20 protein-coding genes and 1 riboswitch are annotated in these 22,937 nt (G+C 62.7%); of the genes, 12 read left to right on the top strand and 8 right to left on the bottom strand.

Going from position 1 to position 22,937, the window contains the following annotated elements; all coding sequences use genetic code 11:
- Positions 1 to 64 precede the first annotated feature (64 nt).
- Positions 65 to 754, bottom strand: coding sequence for a hypothetical protein (locus E4631_RS19290; protein ID WP_133657831.1), 690 nt, complete (start codon positions 752 to 754; stop codon positions 65 to 67).
- Positions 755 to 950: 196 nt separating this feature from the next.
- On the opposite strand from E4631_RS19290, the gene E4631_RS19295 reads away from it, so the two are divergent.
- On the top strand, positions 951 to 3,437 hold the full coding sequence (locus E4631_RS19295; RefSeq protein WP_133657832.1) for an outer membrane beta-barrel family protein: 2,487 nt from the start codon (positions 951 to 953) through the stop codon (positions 3,435 to 3,437).
- Positions 3,438 to 3,532: 95 nt separating this feature from the next.
- The gene (locus tag E4631_RS19300; protein WP_166648107.1) at positions 3,533 to 4,234 is read left to right on the top strand and encodes an energy transducer TonB; all 702 of its coding nucleotides are present in this window, start codon (positions 3,533 to 3,535) and stop codon (positions 4,232 to 4,234) included.
- 136 nt (positions 4,235 to 4,370) lie between these two features.
- Here E4631_RS19300 and E4631_RS19305 read toward each other — a convergent pair whose 3' ends face one another.
- On the bottom strand, positions 4,371 to 4,706 hold the full coding sequence (locus E4631_RS19305) for a hypothetical protein (RefSeq protein ID WP_133657834.1): 336 nt from the start codon (positions 4,704 to 4,706) through the stop codon (positions 4,371 to 4,373).
- Positions 4,703 to 5,827, bottom strand: a complete 1,125-nt coding sequence (locus tag E4631_RS19310; RefSeq protein ID WP_133657835.1) for an XdhC family protein — start codon at positions 5,825 to 5,827, stop codon at positions 4,703 to 4,705. Before E4631_RS19310 ends, E4631_RS19305 begins: the two co-directional genes overlap by 4 nt.
- 125 nt (positions 5,828 to 5,952) lie before the next feature.
- Here E4631_RS19310 and E4631_RS19315 point away from each other — a divergent pair, with 125 nt between their 5' ends.
- A complete protein-coding gene (locus tag E4631_RS19315; RefSeq protein ID WP_133657836.1) occupies positions 5,953 to 6,822 on the top strand; it encodes an AraC family transcriptional regulator in 870 nt (289 codons plus the stop codon).
- Between the two features lie 121 nt (positions 6,823 to 6,943).
- A complete protein-coding gene (locus E4631_RS19320) occupies positions 6,944 to 7,831 on the top strand; it encodes an NAD(P)H-binding protein (protein WP_133657837.1) in 888 nt (295 codons plus the stop codon).
- Between the two features lie 65 nt (positions 7,832 to 7,896).
- On the opposite strand, the gene E4631_RS19325 is transcribed toward E4631_RS19320, so the two are convergent.
- Genes E4631_RS19325 through E4631_RS19335 form a run of 3 tightly spaced genes read right to left on the bottom strand, consistent with a single transcriptional unit; the run spans position 7,897 to position 11,796 of the window.
- Positions 7,897 to 10,164 carry a xanthine dehydrogenase family protein molybdopterin-binding subunit gene (locus E4631_RS19325; RefSeq protein ID WP_133657838.1) on the bottom strand — a complete coding sequence of 756 codons (2,268 nt, stop codon included), beginning with the start codon at positions 10,162 to 10,164 and terminating at the stop codon, positions 7,897 to 7,899.
- A 5-nt stretch (positions 10,165 to 10,169) separates the two neighbouring features.
- Positions 10,170 to 11,195: a xanthine dehydrogenase family protein subunit M gene (locus tag E4631_RS19330; RefSeq protein WP_133657839.1), complete on the bottom strand. Its 1,026-nt coding sequence runs from the start codon at positions 11,193 to 11,195 to the stop codon at positions 10,170 to 10,172.
- Between the two features lie 13 nt (positions 11,196 to 11,208).
- A complete protein-coding gene (locus tag E4631_RS19335) occupies positions 11,209 to 11,796 on the bottom strand; it encodes a (2Fe-2S)-binding protein (RefSeq protein WP_133657840.1) in 588 nt (195 codons plus the stop codon).
- 352 nt (positions 11,797 to 12,148) lie between these two features.
- A riboswitch (SAM riboswitch) is annotated at positions 12,149 to 12,266 on the top strand.
- A gap of 132 nt (positions 12,267 to 12,398) precedes the next feature.
- On the opposite strand from E4631_RS19335, the gene E4631_RS19340 reads away from it, so the two are divergent.
- Complete coding sequence (locus E4631_RS19340) at positions 12,399 to 13,640, top strand: homoserine dehydrogenase (RefSeq protein WP_133657841.1); 1,242 nt, start codon at positions 12,399 to 12,401, stop codon at positions 13,638 to 13,640.
- Between the two features lie 90 nt (positions 13,641 to 13,730).
- On the opposite strand, the gene E4631_RS19345 is transcribed toward E4631_RS19340, so the two are convergent.
- On the bottom strand, positions 13,731 to 15,515 hold the full coding sequence (locus E4631_RS19345; RefSeq protein WP_133657842.1) for a T9SS type A sorting domain-containing protein: 1,785 nt from the start codon (positions 15,513 to 15,515) through the stop codon (positions 13,731 to 13,733).
- Positions 15,516 to 15,760: 245 nt separating this feature from the next.
- On the opposite strand from E4631_RS19345, the gene E4631_RS19350 reads away from it, so the two are divergent.
- Complete coding sequence (locus tag E4631_RS19350; protein ID WP_133657843.1) at positions 15,761 to 16,798, top strand: Gfo/Idh/MocA family oxidoreductase; 1,038 nt, start codon at positions 15,761 to 15,763, stop codon at positions 16,796 to 16,798.
- Positions 16,799 to 16,882: 84 nt separating this feature from the next.
- On the opposite strand, the gene E4631_RS19355 is transcribed toward E4631_RS19350, so the two are convergent.
- On the bottom strand, positions 16,883 to 17,161 hold the full coding sequence (locus E4631_RS19355; protein WP_133657844.1) for a GNAT family N-acetyltransferase: 279 nt from the start codon (positions 17,159 to 17,161) through the stop codon (positions 16,883 to 16,885).
- 166 nt (positions 17,162 to 17,327) lie between these two features.
- On the opposite strand from E4631_RS19355, the gene E4631_RS19360 reads away from it, so the two are divergent.
- The 6 genes from E4631_RS19360 to E4631_RS27075 form a co-directional block, all read left to right on the top strand.
- Positions 17,328 to 17,750, top strand: a complete 423-nt coding sequence (locus E4631_RS19360; protein WP_133657845.1) for a hypothetical protein — start codon at positions 17,328 to 17,330, stop codon at positions 17,748 to 17,750.
- Between the two features lie 5 nt (positions 17,751 to 17,755).
- Positions 17,756 to 18,103 (top strand): hypothetical protein, encoded by a 348-nt coding sequence (locus tag E4631_RS19365; protein ID WP_133657846.1) that lies wholly within the window; start codon positions 17,756 to 17,758, stop codon positions 18,101 to 18,103.
- Between the two features lie 116 nt (positions 18,104 to 18,219).
- Positions 18,220 to 18,969: a hypothetical protein gene (locus E4631_RS19370; protein ID WP_133657847.1), complete on the top strand. Its 750-nt coding sequence runs from the start codon at positions 18,220 to 18,222 to the stop codon at positions 18,967 to 18,969.
- Positions 18,970 to 19,032: 63 nt separating this feature from the next.
- Positions 19,033 to 19,557 (top strand): hypothetical protein, encoded by a 525-nt coding sequence (locus E4631_RS19375; protein WP_133657848.1) that lies wholly within the window; start codon positions 19,033 to 19,035, stop codon positions 19,555 to 19,557.
- Between the two features lie 213 nt (positions 19,558 to 19,770).
- Positions 19,771 to 22,584: a S8 family peptidase gene (locus E4631_RS19380; protein WP_133657849.1), complete on the top strand. Its 2,814-nt coding sequence runs from the start codon at positions 19,771 to 19,773 to the stop codon at positions 22,582 to 22,584.
- Positions 22,585 to 22,786: 202 nt separating this feature from the next.
- On the top strand, positions 22,787 to 22,937 hold a 151-nt coding region (locus tag E4631_RS27075), incomplete at its 3' end, for a transposase family protein (protein WP_135318615.1).

Below are 22,937 nucleotides of genomic sequence, written 5' to 3' on the forward strand. Positions count from 1 at the left end.
GAAACAAGGTTGCTACGCCAAACGGCCAGGGGGGGGTAGGGGTTTGAAAGAATTGGTGCTTCTGTCAATCTTCCCACACTGCTTTGTCCGGGTACATGCGATAGAATTTAAATTCATCGAATGACTCGTAGAAAGTTGTCGAAGGAAAGCGCGGTGAAGATTCTTTCTTTCCTGACCACATTAAATGCACAATAGCAAAGCTTTTTCTACTATCTGTTGGGCAGTCAAGTTGAAATAATACATCATCTGACGGGCCAAATCGGCAAAGCGCAGAGAACCGGCAGTTTGTCAACGGGTGCGCATGAGGTTGAACGGTGGCTGGCACATTGCCTAGTTCCTGGCGCAGCTCTAGCTCCAACGCTAATTTTTGCTCGATTGTTAGCGCTTCCCAAGGTTCTTCCACGAAGGGTCGGGGTGGCTCACTACTGATAAAATCGCTGAGTATATCGGCTGCAATACCCGCTATATCGATGCGTTTCGGCGCACTCGAAAATTCTGGTGAGTCGTCAATGGTATAGCCACCACGCGGCAACAAAAAATAGCCGTTGGCCAGCTGCGCATTAAGCCTTAAAGATTGCCACTTGCTGGCAGTTAGTGAAGTAGAGATGCAAAAATCCTGCACCGTCCGTTGCACCGTCTCATAATAAGCAGACGTTGGCAGCAGCTCTCCATAGATGTGGCCCATACTCCTGTCACCTAACAACAAGTCGGCGTGCCCTATCAGGATAGTATCGGCGTAGATGGCTGCCTGCATAGAACTAGGAAGGTTTCTTCAAATTGTCGGTCACCAGTGTAGAGACGCGACCCTTCGCGTCTCGTCGTTGAACGATTGCTGACCAACGCACGCGCCAAGACTCGGTGGCCTGCAACATACGCGCTAAAAAGCCTCCTTTGCCAAAATTACCACAGAATCGGCCGGTAGCTTTGAGCAGTTTTAGTGGGTACTATTCATGTTTGTTAAGAAAATAACAGGGCCGCTGGCCTTGCTGGCGCTGCTGAGCGTGCCCGCGCTGGCCCAGGCCCAGACCGGCGCCGTGCGCGGTACGCTGCTCGATGCCACTACCGGCCAGCCGGTGCCCTTTGCCTCCGTGGTGCTGCTGCACCTGCCCGATTCCACGGTTGTGGCCGATGCGCAAACGGCCGAAACCGGCGCCTTTGCCCTGCAAAACCTGAAGCTCGGCACTTACGTGCTGCGGGCCAACGTGCTGGGTTACCGCGTGGGCCGGCGCGAAGTGAGCCTCACCAGCGCCGCGCCGGTGGCGCAGCTCGGCAGCCTGCGCCTGCGTCCGGCCGCCACCAAGCTCACCGAAGTGGTCGTAACGGCCGAGCGCCCGCCCGTGAGCACTGGCCTCGACAAGCGGGTGGTGAACGTGGCCAAGGACCTCACCGCCGTGGGCGGCACCGCCACCGATGTGCTTCAAAACGTGCCCTCGGTGGCCGTGGACCAGACCGGCGCCGTGAGTCTGCGCGGCAAGAGTGGCGTCACCATCTTCATCGATGGCAAGCCGACCGGGGCGGCGGGCGGCGCGGGCGGCGGCAGCCTCGACCAGATTGCGGCCAGCAGCATCGACCGCATTGAGGTTATTACCAACCCCTCGGCCCGCTACGACGCGGCTGGCTCGGCGGGCATCATCAACATTATTCTCAAGAAAAACCAGCGTGATGGCCTCAATGGCGTAGCAGCGGGGGGACTCGGGACGCGTAATAAGTACAATACCTCGCTCACGCTCAACTACCGCAAGGGCAAGCTGAACGCGTTTGGCTCGTATGATTTTCGGCACGACCAGCGCTTCACCAACGGTAGCCTCGACCAGACCACCAGCGGCCCGGTGCTCGACCCCGCCACCGGCCAGCCCACCCCCGATGCGCACACCCTCTACCTGCACCAGGAGCGCAATGGCCTGGCTTACCAAACCTCGCACGCCGTGCGCCTGGGCCTGGAATACGCCCTACCCCACGACCAGACGCTGACGCTGGCCGCCCAGCCGCGCTTCAACACGTATTCGTCGGACGAAACTATCCTGTCGCGCCAACTGGACCAGACCTTGAACCAGCCGGTGTACGTGGGCACCAGCGACCGCCAGAACGCGAGCCTCGGCCACAACAACTCGGCCGATTTCACCTTCGACTACCGCCGCGTGTGGCCCGCCCGGCCCGGCCGCGAGCTCACGGCCGGCGCCGTGTACACGCCCCTTTCGGCCGACAATGCCCTGGCCGCCGACCTGCGCTACCTCGGCGATGGCGTGCTGGCTACCCAGCAGCAGACCTTTCACACCAACCTGCACCAGGGCGCGGCACAGGTCGATTTTACGCAGCCGTTGGGCGAGAAGGGCCGCTTCGAAACCGGGGCCAAGAGCACCTGGCAGCGCTCCGATAACCGCTACGACTTCAGCAGCACCGCCACCAGCGCCAGCCCGGCGCTCACGCAGCAGTCGGTTTTCTTGTACCAGGAATACGTGCAGGCGCTCTACGCCAGCCTGGGCGGTGAGCTGGGCAAGCTGCACTACCAGGGTGGCCTGCGCCTGGAGCAAACCAATACCCATGGCCTGCAACAGCAAACGGGCCAGGAGTTTAGCCGCAGCTACCTCAACCTGTTTCCGAGCGGCACGCTGGCCTATGACCTGCCCCGCGAGCAGCAGGTGCAGCTCAGCTACTCGCGCCGGGTGCAGCGCCCCAACCAGGGCGAGCTGAACCCGTTTCTGGACCGCTCCGACCCGCTGAACCTGCGCGCCGGCAACCCCGCGCTGCTGCCCGAGTACGAGGGCCAGGCCGAGCTGGGCTACCAGAAAGGCTTCGCTAACAAAGCCTCGGTGGCCGTGACGGGCTTCTACAGCCTCGAAACCCAGACGATTACCAGCTTTCGACAGGTCATCAGCGACCCGCTCACCGGCAACCAGGTCACGAGCAGCAGCCGCCTCAACATCGGCCAGGAAACCAACTACGGCCTGGAATTGGTGGGCGCCCTACCCCTCGCCGCGTGGTGGAAGCTGAGTGGTTCGGCCTCGACCTTCCGCCGCCTCGTGCGCACCACGCTGCTGGCCTCCGACTACACCAACAGCAACATCGTGGGCACGACCCGCCTCAACTCGACCTTCACGCCCACCAAGAAATTCGACGTGCAGGTGTCGCTCAACTACCGCTCGCCGGTGGTCACGGCCCAGGGCCGCCGCCTCACCTCCTTCAACGTCGATGCCGCCGCCAAGTACACTTTCCTGCCCGAAGACCGCGGCACGCTCACGTTGCGCGTGTCAGATGTTTTTAATACGTTGCAATTCAACTTCCTAGCCTACGGTCCCGGCCTCGACTCGCAGAGCTACAACAAGCGCGAGTCGCGGGTAGCGTTCCTCAATTTCAGCTATCGCTTCGGCCGCGACGGTGAATCGGCTAAGTCCAAGCGCAAGGAGGAAAAAGAGGACGCCGGCCGTGGCTTCGAGTAAAAAGAGGGGGGTAGGGCCTGGCGGTTCACGCGGTCTACAGGTTAGTCATGTTGCTTTGTGAGAGCGGTAGGCTATTAGCTGCTAGCTACTTACCTATGACTGCTCTAGCCTTGTTGCTCGTGCTGGCTGCTCCGCCGAAGCTCGCCATCGACACCACCTTTTTTGACAGCAGCTGGCGGCACGTGCAGCGCGCCAACGCCGTGTACTACGGCTGGAATACGCCGCTCGACTCGGGCCGCTGTCGCATCCAGGATTTTTACCTCAGTGGCGAGCGGCAGATGGAAGCCCTGGGCTGGTCGGGCCCGCCGGTGGTGAAGGATGGGCCCGTGACGTACTTTTTCCGCTCGGGGCCTAAAAGTACCACCGGCCGGTTCGTCAATGGCAAGCGCGAAGGCGAGTGGCGGTATTGGAACGAGGACGGCACCCTGCGCCGAAAAATAACGTGGCACGCCAGTAGACAAGTCCTAGCGACCTACACTATAAAAGCCGCAGACAGTGACGTGCCGCAGCTGATAGAGCAGATGCCCAAGTTTCTAGGGCCGCTGCCCCTGGCGCAGTACCTCGGAGCTACGATGCACCGCCCGGCTAGCATGCCCGCGGGCGGCGGCCAGGTCTTTGTGCAGTTTGTGGTGGGCCCACAGGGCAACATCACCAGCACCCGCATTGTGAAGGGCTTCGACCCAGCCTGCGATGCCGAGGCCCTGCGCGCCGTAGCGGCCTTGCCGCGCTGGCAGCCCGGCCTCCAAAACGGTCAGCCCGCCGCCGTGCGTTTCGTCATTCCCATTACTTTTCGCTGAGAAATAAGCTCCCTAATTGAATTCAGCGCGCCTAAGGGGGGTAGGGAACTGATGCAGCGGCTTCGCGCTCGTCGGCTAATAGCCCGCTGCTAACTAATGGAAGGCGGGGCCGATTTGCTTAGTAACAGCAGTCGGTTCAGTGCAGGAGCTGGCCCCGGAAAGGCAAAGGCTTGTCGGCGAAAAAAGCCAGTAGCTCGGCCGCTGTCTCGAAGCCATCGGCCTGGGTCAGCGTCAGCAGCTCGGAGGGGGGTAGGGGGCGGCCGTCTACGCGCAGTTCGGTGGCCGTTAGCTCGATTTCCTGCACCAGCCGCACCGGCAAGGGCGGCCAGAACTCGTACTGGTCGGGCTGGTGGGCGCGGGCGCAAAACTGCGCTACCTCGCCCGCCTGCCACCGCTGGCCCGCCCGAATAGTATGAATCTTGGTACCCGCGATAATAGATGGAATAAACGCCTCGTTGAACCCCAGTATCATATGCTGGCCGGAATGTGCACCGTGCCCGCCCGCTCGCGCAGCGGCCGGCCCTGCCGCCCACTGTGCTGCGCCTGAATCTCAGCCACAATAGCCAGCGCAATTTCCTCGGGCGTTTCACTCCCCAAATCCAACCCAATCGGGCTGTGCAGGCGCTCGCGCAAGGCGGCTACCTGCGCGGCCGGAAACGCATCCAGCTCATCGAGCAGGCGCTGGGCCTTGAGGCGCGGGCCCAGCAGGCCAATGTAGGGCGCGGGCGAAGCCAGCAGGGTTTGCAGCGCGGCCAGGTCGTAGGCGTAGTTGTGGCTCAGCAGCACGTGGTAGGCCAGCGGGTCGGGCAGGGCGGTTTCCAACTCGCGCACGGGCGTGAGGCGCACTTCGGCGGCTTCGGGAAAGCGGAGGGGGGTAGCAAGGTTGGGCCGGCCGTCCACGACGGTGATGTGCCAGCCCAGCGAGGCGGCCAGGTGCACCAGCGGCTGGGCATCGTTGCCGGCGCCGTACACCACCAGGCGCAGCGGCGGCCGCAGCACTTCCAGCGACGCCCGCACCGGCCCGGCGTCGGTCTCAATATCCAGCACCCGCGGCTGGCCCAGCGCCAGGGTGGCGCGGGCGGCCTCGGCCAGCGGAGCGGCCAGCAGCGGCGTGCCGCGCACTACCCCCGTTTCAGACAGCAATACGCGCTGGCCCACGGCGGCCTTTAGCCCGCTGGCATCGGTGGCAAACACGGTGGCCAGCACGGCGGGGGTGGGGTGCCGGGCAAAGTCGCGCAGCAGCTCCAGCGGGTTATCAGCATTGGTAAAATCGAGCGGCTCCAGTAGGATGCGCACCACGCCCTGGCAGCCGGGGCCGAGGCCGTGGCGCGGGTCGTCCTCGTCGCGGGTGTCGTAGGTAACGAGCGCCGGCTCGCCCTGGAAAATAGCGCGGCGGGCGCGCTGGCGGGCATCGCCCTCCAGGCAGCCACCGCTGATGGCGCCGGTCAGCTCACCGTCTTCGGTCACGAGCATGCGGGCGCCGGGGCGGCGGTAGGCCGAGCCAATAACTTCGACCACCGTGGCCAGCGCGCAGGGGCGGTGCGCGGCGTGGTGCTGGTCGTAAGCGAGAAAGAGACGTTGGAGTTCAGTCATTACAAAAAAAGGCCGGTTGGGGCAGTACGCCCGGCGGCGCGGCTGGGTTATCCAAACCGTCGGCCCGCGCCTGCGGTTTCCAAACTGCCGCGCATCCTCTATCAACGACCTGGCCACCAGCCGCTATGAACGCTACTATTCCTGTTTATCAGCTAGCTACCCTCACCGAAACCGAGGAAAAGCCTGCGGCAATATTTTTCCTGGGGCCTAACTCGCCGCCGTCCCAGTTGCCGATTCACCTGCCGTACCGCAGCAATTATTACAAAATCGGCCTTGGCTTGCAGGGGAGCGCCCGCCTGCACGTCAACCTCGAAGCCTACGACGTAGGGCCCGGCTCGCTGGTCATGCTCTCGCCCTACGTTATCAAGCAGTGGCCCGCCATGTCGGCCGATTTTGACTCGCTGAGCATCTTTTTTACTAAGGAATTTATCGCGGCCAACGGCGGGCCTGGCCCGGATACGTTCGCTTTTTTTGCGCGTGATGCCCAGCACGTGCTGGCTCTACCCCCCGCCCAGGCCGCGAGCATCGAGGCGCTGCTGCGCACCATCGAGCAGCGCTACGGGGCGCCCCACGTGTACCGCGAGGAGATTTTGCGCAGCCTGCTGCACATTCTCCTGCACGAAACGGCCCCCATTTACGGCGCGCTGCGCGGGTCGGCCAAGGCCGCGCAGCCGAGAAGCCACCTCATTGCCGCCGAGTTTAAGGCGCTGGTTAATACGCACTACGCTACCCAGCGGGGCCTGGCTTTTTACGCCGATAAGCTGTGCATCAGCCCCAAGCACCTGGCCGAAACCATAAAGGAAGCCACCGGCAAGCGCGCCGTGGCGTGGCTAGCCGACGCCGTGCTGCTCGAAGCCCAGGTGCTGCTGCTAAACCCGGCCCTGACCATCGGCCAGGTAGCCGATACGCTGCACTTCGCCGACCAATCCACTTTCGGGCGGTTTTTCCGCAACAATGCCGGCGTTTCGCCCGCCGCCTACCGCCAGCGGGCATAAGTGTAGCGCGGACGCTGCGAGTCCGCGCGTGGTATCGTCCGGCTACTACCCCCGCACTTTGGCCCAACCTTCCCGCCATTAGGCCCTTTCAACCCCAGGCATCGAAGCCGAGCTTTGCACTATGAAAATCATCGTAACAGGTTCACTCGGAAACATCAGTAAGCCCCTGGCTGCTACGCTAGTGCAGCAGGGCCACGCGGTCACGGTTATCAGTAGCCAACCGGCGCGGCAGGCCGCCATTGAGGCCCTGGGGGCCACCGCCGCCATCGGTACATTTGAAGATGCGGATTTCCTGGCCGCCACCTTCGCCGGGGCCGATGCCGTGTACGCCATGGTGGCATCTGGCTACCGCGAGCCCGACTCGCGGGTGTATTTCCAGCGTATCGGCCGGCACTATGCGCAGGCCATCCGGCAGGCGGGCGTGGGGCGGGTGGTGCAGCTCAGCAGCTGGGGCGCCCACCTCGACCACGGCACCGGCGGCATCCTGGGCTCGCACGACGTGGAGGAAATCCTGGCTGAGCTGCCCGGCCTTGCGCTCACGCACCTGCGCCCTACCTCCTTCTATACCAACTACTACGGCTTCATCGGCATGATAAAAGCGGCGGGCATCATGGGGGCCAACTGCGGGGAAGATGTGCGGGTGGCCCTCGTGCATCCGCACGACATTGCTGCCGCTGCCGCCGAGGAGCTGACCCGGCCCGCTGGCCCCGGCCGCACCGTGCGCTATGTAGCCAGCGACGAGCGCACGCCCACCGAAGTAGCGCAGGTGCTGGGCGCCGCCATCGGCCGGCCCGACCTGCGCTGGGTCGCCTTCTCCGACGAGCAGATGCGGGAAAACCTCCTCAAAAACGGCCTACCCCCCAGTACTGCCGCCGATATCGTGGACATCTATGCCAGCATGAACAGCGGCGCCCTGGGCGAGGACTACTGGCAGCATAGGCCCACCTTGGGCCAAGTGAAGCTGGAGGATTTTGCCCAGGAGTTTGCGGCAGCTTTTGGAAACAATTGATAGCAAACGAAAGCGCCCCGCAGCCAATTGGCTGCGGGGCGCTTTCGTTTGCTGCCAATCGCTATTTACAGCAGCTTATCAATCGTCAGCGGCAGTTCGCGCACGCGCTTGCCGGTGGCGTGGTACACGGCATTGGCTACGGCGGCGGCTACGCCGAGCATGCCGATTTCGCCCACGCCTTTCACGCCGATAGGGCTGGCGATGTCGTCTTCCTCCTCCACAAAAATCACGTCGATTTTGTGAATGTCGGCGTTCACTGGGATGTGGTACTCGGCATAGTTGTGGTTCATGTAGCGGCCCTGCACGTTGTCGAGGTAGGCCTCTTCCATCAGGGCCATGCTGATGCCCCAGACCGTGCCGCCCAGCACTTGGCTACGGGCCGTTTTGGGGTTCATGATGCGGCCGGCGGCTACGGCGTTCACCACGCGGGTGACGTGGATGGTGCCCAGGTCCTCGTCCACTTTCACCTCCACGAAGGACGCGTTGTGCGAGTGCATCGAGTATTTCTGCAAATTGATGGGGTTGGGACCGGCTTTGCCATCGGCCTCAATCTTGTCCTCGCCGCTGGCTTGCAGAACATCCTTGATGGCCACCGACTTGCTGATGTCCTCGTTGGCGCGAATGAGGCCGTTCACGAACTGTACGTTCTCAAAATCGAGGCCATCCAGCGGCGAATTGTCCATCTTCTGCGCCAGCTTAAGCAGCTTTTTACCGACTTCCTGGCAGGCATTTTTCACGGCTGCGCCTACTGAGTTGGCGGTCCAGGAGCCACCTTGTAGGGGGGCGGTAGGGTACTCCGTGTCGCCGAGGTTGAACTGCACCTTTTCCATGGGCAGGCCCAGGGTTTGGGCTGCCATTTGGGTCATAATCACGTAGGTGCCCGCGCCCTGGTCGTTGGTGGCACTGTTCACGGTGAGGGTGCCGTCGGCTTTCAGGGTGGCTTTGGCGGCGGCCTTCTGCATGGAGGCATCCCAGCAGCCGCTGGCCATGCCCCAGCCGACTAGCATGTTACCATCGCGCATCGAGCGAGGCTCGGGGCTGCGCTGGTCCCAGCCGAAGCGGGCGGCGCCTTCGTGGTAGCAGTCAATCAACCGCTTGCTGCTGAAGGGCTTATTCTCGGTGGGGTCCTCGTAGGTATAGTTGAGTAGGCGGAATTGCAACGGGTCCACCTTGGCCTCGTACGACAACTCATCAATGGCGCTTTCGATAGCAAACGAGCCGGTGGCCGCGCCGGGGGCGCGCATGTCGGCCGGCGTGTCCACGTCCAGCTTGGCCAGCTTGTAATCAAACTTGCTGTTGGGAGTTTTATAGAGGATTCCCGACCAGTTTACCACCGTTTCGGTTTCGTCCTCAAACTGCGAAGTTTCGGCAAAAGCGTTATGCTCAAGCGATTGCAGGTAGCCCTGGTCGTCGGCCGATACTTTAATATCCTGGATGGTGTGGGGCCGGTGGCCCAGGCTGAACATCTGCGAGCGCGTGAGCGACACCCGCACCGAATGCTCCAGCTCCAACGAGGCCAGCACCGCCAGAAATACCTGGTGCTGCGGCCGCAGACCCGAGCCAAAGCCGCCGCCGGTGAACTTCGAAATCACCCGCGCTTCTTCCTTACTCAGCCCAAAAATCTTGGCGATGTACTGCTGCACATTGGGCGCGCCCTGCGTTTTATCGTAGATTTTCAGCTTCTTACCATCGCCCAGCCACTCCACGGTGGTGGCAAACATCTCCATCGGGTTGTGGTGCTGCGCGTGGTGCGTGTACTCGCCCTGAATCTTGTGCGGCGCTTCGGCATAGGCCTTGTCGGCGTCGCCCTTGGGCTTGGGAGGGGGTAGGAAACCGGTTTTGCCCTTGGGCGCGTCGAAGGCTTCGCCGCGCGATTTTTCGAGGTCAGTGTTGTGCTCGGCTACTTCGTATTCGACCCGCAGAATGGACGCCGCGTAGCGCGCCAACTCAAACGTTTCGGCGATAATCAGGGCCACCGGCTGCTGGCTAAACAGAATTTCGGCGTCGTGCAGCGGGCGGAAGGGCGAGCCGCCGGGCGCCACGTCATCTTTATAGGCGCGGTCAAACCAGGCCAGCGTGGGCACATTCTCGTGTGAGAATATCTGCTTCACGCCGGGCAAAGCCAGAACTGGCGCAGTGTCGATTTTCGTGATTTTACCCTTCGCGATGGGGCTGCTGACCACGTAGCCGTACCACAAATCAGGCACGTTAAACTCGGCGGCATAGGTAGCCGAGCCCGAAACTTTGGCCGGGCCGTCGGGGCGGCTAATGGGCCGACCCACAACGTCGGAATCCAGGCGCACGGTGGGCGGGGTAGCAATAGTCTGACTCATAAAGCTTACGGATTAGAATTTAGAAAAGCGGTAGAATCAAGCTCCTGGCTCATCTCTGTGGCCTGCTTGAGGGCGCGCACGATGGCACGGCGGCCCAGCTCGATTTTGAAAGAATTGGGCCCGTAGCCCTTGGCCTCGGCAAATACCTTGGCGGCCACCTGGCGGAACAAATCGGGCGAAGCCGGCTGGCCTTCCAGCATTTTTTCGGCTTCCTGGTCGCGCCAGGGCTTGTGGGCCACGCCGCCCAGCGCAAAGCGGGCCGTTTTGATGGTGTTGCCCTCCATTTCGAGGCCCACCGCCACGCTCACCAGCGCAAAAGCGTAGCTGGCCCGGTCGCGCAGCTTGAGGTAGGTAAAGTTCTTCTCAAACCCGCGCCGGGGCAGGTCGATGGCCGTTACCAACTCACCCGGATTCAGTGTGTTGTCTAGCTCCGGCTTATCGCCCGGCAGGCGGTGGAAGTCTTCAAACTTGATGGTGCGCTCGCCCTCGGGGCCTTGCACGCGCACCACAGCTTCCAGCGCGGCCAGGGCCACGCACATATCGGAGGGGTGGGTAGCGATGCAGCTGTCGCTGGTGCCCAGTACGCCGCACACCCGGTTCATGCCGTTGATGGCCGAGCAGCCGGTGCCCGGCTCGCGCTTGTTGCAGGGGGTAGCGAGGTCGTAGAAGTAGTAGCAGCGGGTGCGCTGCAGCAGGTTGCCGCCGTCGGTGGCCATGTTGCGCAGCTGCGGCGTGGCCCCGGCCAAGATGGTCTGGCTCAGGAGGGGGTAGCGCGCCTGCACCTGCTCATCGTAGGCGGTGGCCGAGTTGGTAGCGAGCGCACCCAGGCGCAGGCCGCCGTCGGGCAGCGCCTCAATCTGGCCCAGCGGCAGGTGGCCGAGGCTGGTGAGGTGGGTAGGGCGGCTCACGTTGTACTTCATCAGGTCGATGAGGTTGGTGCCGCCGCCCAGGTAGGCCGCGCCGTCGTGGCTGGTATGGTCGGCCACGGCCGTTTGCACGGCCTCGGCTTGGGTAAGGGTGAAGCTGTTCATAAGAGGCTGCTAATTAATTAACTGGACTGGCGGCGGTAGGCTGCGCGGGGATGGTAACCAGCGTGCCGTTGTCTACCACTACCTGGCCATCGTGCAGCACTTCCATCACGGCCGAGAGAATGTTGGTGTAGGCGCCGCAGCGGCAGAGGTTGCCGCTCATCAGCTCGCGCACCTCGTCGGCGGTTTTGGCGCGGCCCTCGTTGAGGAGGCCCTGTGCCGAGCAAATCTGGCCCGGCGTGCAATAGCCGCACTGGAAGGCGTCGTGGTCGATAAACGCCTGCTGCAAGGGCGACAGGTTGTCCTCGCTACCCAGGCCCTCAATGGTCTGGATGTCTTTGCCTTGGTACACCGTGGCCAGGGCCAGGCAGGAGTTGATGCGCTGGCCATCGACGAGCACCGTGCAGGCGCCGCACTGGCCGTGATCGCAGCCCTTTTTGGTGCCGGTCAGGTTCAGGTACTCGCGCAGGGCGTCGAGCAGGCTGGTCCAGGGTGCAATTTCGAGGGTGTGGTCCTGGCCGTTCACGCGCAGCGTCACGGGCTGGGTAGGCACCACAGCGGGCGCGTTTTTATCGAGCGGCTGTTGGATGAAATGTAGGCTCATACAGCGGTAAGTAAGAAATAGCGGCTTTGGCAGCCGGGAGTTTGCAATACTGACCCCTACGCGCCAAAACGCGCGTTCGATATTTTTAATAGTCTAAATAAGCACGTCAGCTCATCTTAAGACAGAATTAAGTATTGAGAATCAACCGGGCAACTCAGTAGCTGCCGAGCTAGCTTTTTGCGATAAATGCCTCGGCATTCTCTGCACAATAAGTCGTTGTATTCGAGCAGATACAGCGAAACTTTCCACGAACGACGCGGGCGCATTCTGGTAGCTGGCCGCCGCCCTACCCCCCACCGCTTGGCCCGAAGCCGGCCGCCGGGCTACCTTTGCTGCGCCTCCTCACCGGGGGCCCTTATCAAGAAAGGCGGAGGGACAGGCCCTGCGATGCCTTAGCAACCGGTAGCAATACGAGGTGCTAATTCCTGTTTCGAGGCGCGGCGCCAGCCCGGCTCGGAAGAAGATAAGCCAAAAGTGCCCGCAATGGCGGTAGCTCTTCTGACTTGTCGGGAGGGCTTTTTTTAAGCTCTTTCGGGAAGAAAACTTGATGCGGGACCGGGTAGGGAAGGAGTCGTTTTAGCCCGCTACCCCCTTCTTTTTTTATGACCCGCACCAACCTCAACATTGGTCTATTTGGCTTTGGCGTCGTGGGCCAGGGCCTGCACGCCGTACTGGAGCGCACGCCCGGCCTGCGCGCCCGCATTGGCCGCATCGCGGTGCGCGACCGCAGCAAGGCCCGCTCGCTGCCCGCCGAGCTCTTCACCTTCGACAAGCGCGACCTGCTCGATGACCCCGGCCTCGACGTGATAGTGGAGCTGATTGACGACGCCGACGAGGCCTACCTCATCGTGAAGGAAGCCCTGCAAAAAGGCAAAGCCGTGGTAACGGCCAACAAGAAGATGCTGGCCGAGCACCTGCCCGAGCTCATTGCCCTGCAGCAAACCACCGGCACGCCACTGCTCTACGAGGCGGCCGCCTGCGCCAGCCTGCCCGTTATCCGCAACCTGGAGGAATACTACGACACCGACCTGCTGGCCTCGGTGGAGGGCATTATCAATGGCTCGACCAACTACATCCTCACGGCCATGAGCCGCGACGGGCAGCCCTACGCCGCCGCCCTGGCCAAGGCGCAGGCGCTGGGCTTTGCCGAAAGCAACCCGGCCCTCGACGTGGAGGGCCTCGATGCCCGCAACAAGCTGGTGCTGCTGCTGGCCCACGCCTTCGGGCTGGTGGCCGGCCCCGAGGAGCTGCTGGCGGTGGGCATCACGGGCATCAGCCCGCTGGCCTCGGCCTACGCCCGCGAGCAGGGGCTGGTCCTCAAGCTGGTGGCGGAGGCGCGGCGGCTGCCGGGCGGCGGCATTGCGGCGGCAGTGCTGCCCACGCTGGTGGCGCCCGGCCACGAGCTGGCCGGCGTGCACGACGAGTTCAACGGCCTCGTGACGCAGAGCGGCTTTGCCGACCGGCAGTTCTTCCTGGGGCGCGGGGCGGGCGCTTTCCCCACGGCCTCGGCGGTGCTCAGCGACCTCTCGGCGCTCACCTACGGCTACCGCTACGGCTACAAGAAAATTCAGCAAAACGCCCACCTCGCGCTCGCGCCTGACGCGGCTGAAGTAGACGTGCTCGTGACCTACGGCAACGAAGCCGCCGCGCCCGACAAGGCCGATTTTAGCGCCGTGCATGAAGAGCTGCGCTCGGCCACGCGGGGCAACTACCTCACCGGTACCATCGGGCTGGGCCAGCTGGCGCGGGCCGCGTGGCTGCGGGCGCCCGGCGTGTGCGTGGTACGGCTCCCTACCCCTCTGCGGGCGGCCGTAGCGGTGCCCGAGCTGGCGGCCACGGCGTAGCGCGAGGTTTCGCCAGGCAAAAAGAGTTTTCGCCAGGTTTGGCCTAACGCCAGCCTCGCGAAACCTCTTTTTACTTCGCGAAACCTCGCGCTATTCGGCTTTCAAGAACTTGATGGATAGGCGCTGCGCCCCTGGCGCGGCCTGGTACACGAGCAGGTAGTTGCCGGCGGCCAGCTGGCTTACGTTGAGCTGGGTTTGGGCGGTGCCGGGCTGGGCGGCTAGGGTGGCGATGCGGCGGCCATCGAAGCTATACACCGTGAAGATGCCGGCCGTGCCCACCTGGGCTGGGTGCACCACGGTGAGCGCCTGCCCGGCCTGCGCTGGGTTGGGGTACACTTGCAGCAGGCCGCTGGTGCTGCTGGCCTTGGTGGTAGCCAGCACGGTAGCGGCCACAAGGCCGTTGAGGTATTTTTCGAGATTGGGGTAGCCGTTGGCGGCAAGGAGCGCGCGGTCGCTGGCGTCGTTGGGGTTCAGGCCGTTGGCCGTTTCGTAGGCGTCGGGCATGCCGTCGTGGTCGGTATCGGCGGGGGCGGCGGGGGCACAGGAGAGCACGTCCCAGGCCGTTTGGGAGGTGCTGTAGGGCGTGCCGTGGGGGTAGCCGCCCTGCACGTCGATAATCTTGCCCGTGCGGTCCTTCACCTCCTGAATAATACGCTGGTCGATGGGGTCGCGGGTGGGCCGGGTGCAGCCCACGCCGGCCAGTACGGCGGTGTAGGCATCCTGGGCCGATTGGGTAGGGAAGGCGTAAGTTTCGATGGCAAACGGCGTCAGCACCTTCGACTGCACTGTATCGGCCAGCGAGCCGCCGCTCATGGCCACGCCGCGCCAGTTGTGGCTGGTAATGAAGGCCGAATTATCAACGTAGTTGCCATCTACGTAATACTTTCCGTAGGGCAAAACCGGGCTGCTGGTCTGCTTGTAGGGGTTAATAATCATCGACTTCACCGCTATGCCCGCACTGCTGCCCGTGCCGGTGTTGGGGCCATACTTGTAGTAGTTGTTGATAATGTTGTAGTTGCCACCCTCGCCGCCATTGGTGGTGTAGCCGCCCCAGTCGTAGAGCACGTTGTTGACAAACTCCGCGTTTTCCTGACCGGCCGTGTTGGGCGCCAGGTTGCGCGAGCCGTCGAAGCGCGGGTTGCGGCCTTGTAGGTGGGCCAGCAGGTTGTGATGAAAGGAGGCGTGCCTACCCCCCCAAATACCGCCGTAGCCGTGGCGCTCAAAGTCGGTGTCGCCCGTTTCGAAGTGGTACGAGTAGTTCAGGCCCTCGCTGATGAGGTTCCACTGCAACGTCGTGTTGTCGCCCTTATAGCACGTGAACGACTCATCATCACCCCAGCTAAAGGTGCAGTGGTCCACCACCAGGCCCGTGTAGCCGCCGATGGAGTCGAAGGCATCCTCGTCGCCGCTGCCGTTCACCATGCCCAGGTTCTGGTATTGGTCGCCCAGCCGGAAGCGCATAAAGCGCACTATCACGTTGTTGCCTTTGACATTGCTTTGCTTGTCGGCCACGCAAATGCCGTCGCCGGGTGCCGTTTGGCCGGCCAGCGTGGTATTGGCCGGAATGCTGAGCTGCGTTACCAGGTGAATAGTGCCGCACACCCGAAACACCACCGTGCGGCTGCTGTAAGTGCCGCTCAGGGCCTGCCGCAGGCTGCCCGCGCCCGCATCATTGAGATTCGTGACTTCGAGCACCGTGGTAGGGGCGCTGGTGCTGCCGCGCCCACCGGTGGTGTACTTGCCCGCGCCCTCGGCCCCCGGAAAGGCCGGCAGCGATTGGGCCAGCACTGGGCCGGCGGCCACGCACACCAGCCCAATACTTTTGGCCAGGGAGCGCCAGGCGCCCGAAAAATGACGGGAGGAAACGTGAATCATACAAAAAAGTGGGTGGGAAAGAGTTGCTGCTTCGCCGCGCACAACCAGCGGCAGGCTAATATTAACCCCTTGTAATGGCCTTGAAATGTGGCAACAAGCCTTTTTTTGCGCAAACGATGCCGGCAACGATGCCGAGTAGCGAGCTTTGCGTGGCGCTTCCCCTGAGCGGGCCGTTTGGGGCGGGCCTTTGCGGCCGGGGGAGGGGGTAGGGAGAACCCGCGGCCGCCAGCCGGGTATATTTGGGCATGACACCTACCTCCTCCGATTCGCCCATCGTTACGGGTTTGCTGGCCTACGGCATGTCTGGCAAGCTCTTTCACGCCCCCTTTCTGGCCCTGCACGCCGGCTTCGAGCTGCGCGCGGTGGTCGAGCGCCACGAGCAGCGCATGGCTGCCGACTACCCCGGCATCGTTAGCTACCCCAGCACCGAGGCCCTGCTCGCCGACCCCGCCATCGAGCTGGTGGTGGTGAACACCCCCAACGATACCCACTACGACCTCACCCGCCAGGCGCTGCTGGCCGGCAAGCACGTGCTGGTCGAGAAGCCCGTGGCCACCACCGTGGCCCAGTGGCACGAGCTCACGGCCCTGGCCCGGCAGCAGGGCCGCCAGCTGCTGGCCTACCAGAATCGCCGCTGGGACACTGACTTCAGCGCCGTGCGCCGGGTGGTGGAAAGCGGGCAGCTCGGCCGGCTCATCGAGGTGCACTTTCGCTACGACCGCTACCGGCCGGCCCTGCACACCAAGGTTTTCAAGGAAGACGGCCGCCCCGGCTCGGGCCTGCTGTTCGACCTCGGGCCGCACCTGCTCGACCAGGCCATCAGCCTGTTTGGCAAGCCGTTGTCGTTTGAAAAAACGGTGGGCAGCTACCGCTACGGCTCGCAGGTGCCCGACCATTTCACCATTCAGCTGCGCTACCCGCAGGGCCTCAATGTGTGGCTGACCGCCGGCCTGCTCGTGGCCGACCCCGGCCCCGCCTTCGTGCTGCACGGCACCCTGGGAAGCTACAAGAAAGACCGCACCGACCCCCAGGAAGCCCAGCTGCTAGCCGGCATCAAGCCCGACAACCCCGCCTACGGCCGCGAGCGCGTGGCCGACCAGCCCGGCCGCCTCGTGCTCGCCGACCCCTCGGGCCACAACCGCGTGCTACCCCCCGTGGCCGACGTGGCCGAGCCCGGCAACTACCTCGGGCTGTTTGAGGCGGTGTACGAGGCCATCCGCCACGGCCAGCCCTACCCCATCACCGATGAGGAGTTGGCGTGGCAGCTGGAGATTTTGGAGTAAAAAGCGTGTAGGGTAAGCTTTAGCTTGCCGTGGAAAGAGGAAACTGGCCGACAAAACGGCAAGCTAAAGCTTACCCTACCCGCTTTATTTAGCCAGCAAATCAGCGTATTGCTGGTGGTGCTGCTGCACGTAGCTGGCCATAAACTCGCAGCTGGTGCGCACGCGCAGGTGCTGCTCGCGGGCGTAGCCCAGGGCCGTTTGGGCCAACGCTTCGGCGATGCCCTGGCCGCGCTGGGCCTCGGGCACAAACGTGTGCACGAAGTCAATAACGCCCGCGGCGGGTAGCGAGTAGGCCAGCTCGGCCTGTTGGTCGCCGGAGCCGGCAGTAAACTCTTGGTTAGTAGCGTTATGGCTAATATTCATGAGAAAGTTGGAGTGGTTTATTAGGATAAATGAGTGAGCCGTGTACGTGCCGGCCCCCAAAAATGGTCGGCCAAAAATTGGGAGTCAGCAACGAGAACCGGCAAATTAGAGTACACTACCTGTCGGGCTTGGCCCGGCCACTTCCTGACGCTATCCCTCCCCTCCCATGAGTACCTCCTCTGAGAATCATCCGCTAACCGATGGCCAGCGCGAACGCGCCGCTACCGCGCACCTCAACCCCAACGACCCCGCCCACGAAGCTGAAGCCGGTACGCCTGCCTACGGCGACTTTGGCAAGGCCGAGACGGCCGATAAGCCGGCCAGTTCGGGGCGCGATGGCTCCAACGACAACCCCGACGAGTTTAGCGAGCTCCGCAAGCCCGAAGATGCCCAGAAGGCGCCCGCCCGGCCCGAAGACCAGCGCGGCCACGTGACTCAAAACCAGGATTCGGCTGCCGTGCATGCCGCCCAAGGTGCTGAAAATGACGAGCAGCGCACCGCCTGGGCCGACGACGACCCGCGCTACGCCGGGGGCAAGCCCAAGGCTACCTGGGCCGAAAACAACGATAAAGAACACGATAACAACTAATTCCTATGGCCTCTATTCCACAAGTAGCGCCCGGCAACGACCTTAATGGCAAAGCCGCCGCTCAACCCAAAAACGAAGATTCGAAAGACGCTCGCACCGCCACCGAAAAGGAGTCGGACAGCTTCCTGAACCGCGAAACGGCCGGCCAGGTATTCGACGACAACAGCGGCCAGCAAATGGCTGATATGATGGACGACTCGATGCGCTCGGATATGCAGGCCCCGATGGGCTCTGCCCCCGCCTCGGCCGAAAACGTGCCCGATGAGCTATCAAATCCCAGCGAAGCCAGCTTCACGCTCCCCGAAATGCAGCACCAGGGCAAAACCCTGACCGCTGAGGGCGACGCGGAGTAAGCCTCCAATAAGTTCGTAAGAGAGCCTGCAGCCACCCGGCTGCGGGCTTTTTTGTGCATTCTGGCATCGGCCGGCATCGGGGGGGTAGGAGCAGCCCAAGCAGCCCGCCGTTGCTTATGCTGATTTCGCGTCAGGTGTGTCGTCGTTTGCTGCTGCCTCCGGGTTGGGTGGCGCTGGGGTTTCTGCTGTTGCTGGGTTGCCAAGCGCTACGGCCGTGGGCGGGGCAGCTTAAGCGGTGGAATGTGCTGCAAATCACCATGCCACCTCTAAAAGTTGACACAAGCTATTTGAGCTTTTTGAAAAAGTATCCAGAGCCCAAGGCGGTAAATGATTTTAAGCCTTATGTTACACCACTTCAAACTGTTGGAGCGAGTGTCTTACAGAAATTGAGGCCTTGGCATAACGTGGAATTCAGCGGCAATCGCTTGCCTGATTTCTTTAGCGCTGCCACTACTGAGTCAGCAATACGAAAAATAATTGCCGATACTAACCATGCCGGTGGCGTCCGCATTCACTTTCTGCCGGGTGCTACTTATGCTAACTTGGTGAAGGTGTTGGACATTATGAACTACACCAACCAGAAAAAATATTTTCTGAATATTCACCACGAGCCTACCACATTCTATGCTATTACCAATGAGCCCTCCCCAGCTCATTCATCCCCATTATTTATGGGTGAATGTATCAGGATAATGCCTCCGCTACCTGCAAAGCCTACGTTAAATCAGCTACTACTTGATTTTTGGCAACAACTAGAAACCTTGTGTGAGCGGCCTTGGCGTTTACTGATTTTGTTGCTGTTTGTGGTTGCTGGCCTGAGTCTATGGCAATTACTTCATGCCAGCCTGAACCGGCGTAATTCTTAATTCTCAACTATTAATTCCTGACTCAAAGACTTGCCTGCCCTACCCCCCGCTTTACGCCGCGCCTTGCTCGGCCTTCCCCAGAAGGAAAAAGACCAGCTACTGACCCGCCTCGTGGCCCAGGATGCGGTACTGACCGAGCAGCTCGCCTACCGCCTGCTCGAAGGCCCCGACGCCCTCGCCGTGCGCCGCGCCGCCCTGCGCCAGCAAGTAGATGACCCCGTGCGCGGCTACCACCAAACGCCTAACGACCTGTTGGTTATCTTGCGGCAGCTGCAAGCGCGGCTGGCCTACCACGCCCGCATTACGGACGATGCCTTTGGCGAAGTGGAGCTGAGCCTGCGGCTGCTGGCTAACGTATTTGAGCACCAGCCGGCGGTGGTGGCGCGGCTGCACGGCCCTACCCAGCCGCTGCTCCAGCACCTCGTGCGCCGCACCCAGGACGCGCTGAAGCAAGCCGAAAAACTGCACCCCGACTACCACCTGGAATTGGCCAATAGTGCCCAGGCCGTGCTGGCGGGCCTGTATGCATCCGGGGCGGCGCCCCTGGCGCGCGAGGCTGGGCTGCCTGCTACCGTGGCGTGGGGGTAGGAGGGTAGGAATATCGCCCGCTGCCTGGCAGGCCGCAATAGCACAAATAAAGGGAAAGAATGCACCCTGATTAGTGTGCAAATCAGCAAATCTACCCAGCTCCTAAAACCGATAAAAAAAGAGGCTAAACTCCACTGGGTTTGGCCTCTTTTTTCGTAGATAGCTTACCCGCAAGTTTACCTTTACCAAGATTTATTCCTTATCCGATTATCTATGAAATTACTCTATTCGCTGTTGTGGTTAAGCTTATGGCTAGGGGTGGTGCCGGCGCTTGCTACCCCCCCCACCATACCGGGCCGGTTGGTACTCAAGCTACGGGCCGGGGCGGGCGCGCCGGCGGCCGAGCTGCCCGCCCTGCAAACCGCGCTGAAGGCACTGCACGCAACGAGCCTGGCGCAGAAGTTTCCTGCTAGCCAAGCACCTGATGGTGAGCGCGAGGGCAGCGTAGACCTGCGGCGGGTATTTGAGCTGCACGTGCCCGCTGGCCTGTCGCTGGCTAAGGCCCGGACGGTGCTGCTGGCCACGGGCGTAGTAGAGTATGTGGAGCCGCTATACATCCGCGAGCCGCTGTACCTGCCCAATGACCCGTTTGCCGATTCGACGGGCAATAGCCAGTACGGCCTGCGCCTGACCCACGCCTACCGCGCCTGGGACTTTACGAAGGGCGATACGAGCGTAGTAATTGGCATTACGGACACCGGCATGCGCTATATGCACGAGGAGCTTCGCCACCAGCTCAAGTATAATTACGCCGACCCCATCAACGGGGTAGATGACGACGGCGATGGCTACATCGACAACTTCCACGGCTGGGACCTTTCCAATAATAACAACGACCCGCTCTACAACGACCTGGCTACCCACGGCACGGCCGTAGCAAGCATTGCCGCCGGGCAGGCCGACAATGGCGTTGGCCTGGCGGGGGTAGCGATGAAGTGTAAATTCCTGCCCTTGCAGGTGTTTCCGGGTACTACTACCGGCGCTTTTGCGGGCTACGAGGCCATTGTGTACGCCGCCGACCACGGCTGCAAGGTTATCAATATGTCGTGGGGCGGGGCCGGAGGCTATTCGCGCTTCGAGCAGGATGTGTGCACCTACGCGGCCGTGAACCGCGACGCGGTGCTGGTGGCAGCTGCCGGCAACACGCCGGCTGATTTGCTGTTCTACCCCGCTTCGTACGACCACGTGTTGTCGGTGGCGGCTACTGACGAGAACGACGCCAAAGCCGACTTTTCGACTTATAGCCACCGCATCGACCTAGCCGCGCCGGGTGTGCGGATTACCGTGGCCGGTGGCTCGAACGTGAACGGAGGAGGGGGTAAGGTCGATGCCGACTATGCGCGCGGTGGGGGTACGTCGTTCGCCTCGCCGCTGGTGGCGGGCGCTGCGGCGCTGGTGCGGGCCCGGTTTCCGCAGCTCAACGCCGAGCAGGTGCAGGCCCAATTGCGTCAAAGCGCCGATACCAGCCTGTATGATGTGCAGACTAATAGTAACTACCGCGGCTACCTGGGCACGGGCCGCCTCAACATCGCGCGGGCCGTGGCTGCCCTGGCCCAGCGCGAGGTGCGCATCGTGAGCAATACGCTGGCCCCGGCGCAGGCCGGCTACCTGCCCGGCGATACGGCGCGGCTGGCCATCACGGTGCGCAACCTGCTGCTGCCGGTAACTAGCGTCACGGTCACGCTCACCTCGCTCTCGCCCTACCTCACGGTGCGGCAGGGCAGCTTTGTGGTGGGCAGCCTGGCTACGCTGGCGCAGGCTACCAATAGCCCTACCCCCTTCCGCCTGGCCGTAGTGGCTACGGGCATCCCGCTTAATACAAAGGCTACGCTGCTCTACCGCATCACGGCGGCCAATGGCTTCCACTCAGACCAGTACCTGAACCTGCTGCTTAACCCCGACTACGTGCAGCTCGATGCCGGCGACCTTAGCCTGAGCCTCACCAGCCAGGGCACCATCGGCTACGACGACGTGACGGGCGCTGTGGGCCAGGGTGTGAGCTACCGCAACAGCACGCCGCTGCTGAGCGAAGGTGGCCTGCTGCTGGCTACCTCGCCCACCCGCGTTTCCGACCGCCTGCGCAGCAGCAGTGGGGCCAACCGGCAGTCGTTTTTCGTGCTGACGCAAACGCAGCGCCAGGTGCCCGGTCCCCGCGCCGACCAGGAGGCCAGCGGCATGTTTCGCGACTCGCTGCCCGATTCGCAGCGGCCACGCTCGGTGGGCGTGCGCGTGCGCCAGCACGGCCAAAGCTGGGCCGCCCCCGCCGCCCGCCGCAACGTTATCCTGCTCGACTATACGCTGCGCAACCTCACCGCCGATACCCTCAAGCCGCTGTACGCCGGTCTGTTTGCCGATTGGGACCTGCCCGGCGAGACGGCCCGCAACGTGGCCCGCTGGGACTCCACCAACCGCGTAGGCTACTGCTACGACCCCCTCAACCCCGCCGTGTACGCGGGCGTGCAAGTGCTGGGCGCCCGCCCGGCCGGGGTGTACTCCATCAACAATGCGGCCCCCGCCGGCACGCCCATCTATTTTGGCGATGGCTTTAGCCCCGCCGAGAAATACCTGGCCCTGAGCGGTGGCTTCAACCGGGCGCACCGCGAAGTGGGCACGGCCACGGCGGCTAGCGATGTGTCGCAGGTGGTGAGCACGCTGGTACCGCGCTTGGCCCCTGGCGACTCTACTACGGTCGTATTTGCCATCCTGGCTGCGCCCACCCTGGTCGAGCTGCAAGCCGCCGCCCAGGCCGCCGCCGCTACTTACCAGCAGCAGGTGCTGGCCGCGGCTCAGCCGCTCGCGCCGGAGTTCTATCCCAACCCCGCGCAGAGCCAGCTGCAGGTGCGCTTGCCTACCAGCCTCGGCCCCGCCACCGTGCAGGTATTTGATACCCAGGGCCGGCTGGCCGCGCAGGCCGCCCTACCTCCCGGCGGTGGGCCCGTAGCGCTGGCTACCCTAGCCCCCGGCCTGTACGTGGTGCGGGTGCTGGCCGCCACCGGCCGCTGGACGCAGCGCATCAGCCACGAGTAGCGCGAAGTTTCCACTTCGTGCGCGAGCAGAGCGAGCATCTTTGTTCATGCCGTGTGGCCCCGCCTGCTCGCTTTGCTCGCGCACGAAATGGAAGCTTCGCGCTACTTCTTGCGTAAAATGAGGACAAAAAAAGGACCGACGCAAGTCGGTCCTTTTGTAGTCAGGGCAAAAGCACCAAAAGGTAAGTTAGCGACCTTTGGGGATGGAAGAAGAAGTAGCGGATTTCTTTTGGCAGGTAACGGACTATCGGGTGGAGGGGCGCTGTCTACACGAGCTAAGCGATATTATTTGGCTGGTGCTGTGCGGCTTACTGGCTGATTGCGAAGATTTTGAGCAGATTTATGATTACGCCT

The organism is Hymenobacter sp. UV11 (assembly GCF_004684095.1).
Taxonomy (GTDB): Bacteria; Bacteroidota; Bacteroidia; order Cytophagales; family Hymenobacteraceae; genus Hymenobacter.

Bases quoted from the DNA above. Each gene is read 5' to 3' on its own strand.
- E4631_RS19340 (WP_133657841.1), top strand. From the start codon at position 12,399: ATGACCCGCACCAACCTCAACATTGGTCTATTTGGCTTTGGCGTCGTG.
- E4631_RS19335 (WP_133657840.1), bottom strand. From the start codon at position 11,796: ATGAGCCTACATTTCATCCAACAGCCGCTCGATAAAAACGCGCCCGCT.
- E4631_RS19315 (WP_133657836.1), top strand. From the start codon at position 5,953: ATGAACGCTACTATTCCTGTTTATCAGCTAGCTACCCTCACCGAAACC.
- E4631_RS19330 (WP_133657839.1), bottom strand. From the start codon at position 11,195: ATGAACAGCTTCACCCTTACCCAAGCCGAGGCCGTGCAAACGGCCGTG.
- E4631_RS19370 (WP_133657847.1), top strand. From the start codon at position 18,220: ATGCTGATTTCGCGTCAGGTGTGTCGTCGTTTGCTGCTGCCTCCGGGT.
- E4631_RS19290 (WP_133657831.1), bottom strand. From the start codon at position 754: ATGCAGGCAGCCATCTACGCCGATACTATCCTGATAGGGCACGCCGAC.
- E4631_RS19350 (WP_133657843.1), top strand. From the start codon at position 15,761: ATGACACCTACCTCCTCCGATTCGCCCATCGTTACGGGTTTGCTGGCC.
- E4631_RS19360 (WP_133657845.1), top strand. From the start codon at position 17,328: ATGAGTACCTCCTCTGAGAATCATCCGCTAACCGATGGCCAGCGCGAA.
- E4631_RS19365 (WP_133657846.1), top strand. From the start codon at position 17,756: ATGGCCTCTATTCCACAAGTAGCGCCCGGCAACGACCTTAATGGCAAA.
- E4631_RS19355 (WP_133657844.1), bottom strand. From the start codon at position 17,161: ATGAATATTAGCCATAACGCTACTAACCAAGAGTTTACTGCCGGCTCC.
- E4631_RS19325 (WP_133657838.1), bottom strand. From the start codon at position 10,164: ATGAGTCAGACTATTGCTACCCCGCCCACCGTGCGCCTGGATTCCGAC.
- E4631_RS19305 (WP_133657834.1), bottom strand. From the start codon at position 4,706: ATGATACTGGGGTTCAACGAGGCGTTTATTCCATCTATTATCGCGGGT.
- E4631_RS19310 (WP_133657835.1), bottom strand. From the start codon at position 5,827: ATGACTGAACTCCAACGTCTCTTTCTCGCTTACGACCAGCACCACGCC.
- E4631_RS19380 (WP_133657849.1), top strand. From the start codon at position 19,771: ATGAAATTACTCTATTCGCTGTTGTGGTTAAGCTTATGGCTAGGGGTG.
- E4631_RS19320 (WP_133657837.1), top strand. From the start codon at position 6,944: ATGAAAATCATCGTAACAGGTTCACTCGGAAACATCAGTAAGCCCCTG.
- E4631_RS19300 (WP_166648107.1), top strand. From the start codon at position 3,533: ATGACTGCTCTAGCCTTGTTGCTCGTGCTGGCTGCTCCGCCGAAGCTC.
- E4631_RS19345 (WP_133657842.1), bottom strand. From the start codon at position 15,515: ATGATTCACGTTTCCTCCCGTCATTTTTCGGGCGCCTGGCGCTCCCTG.
- E4631_RS19295 (WP_133657832.1), top strand. From the start codon at position 951: ATGTTTGTTAAGAAAATAACAGGGCCGCTGGCCTTGCTGGCGCTGCTG.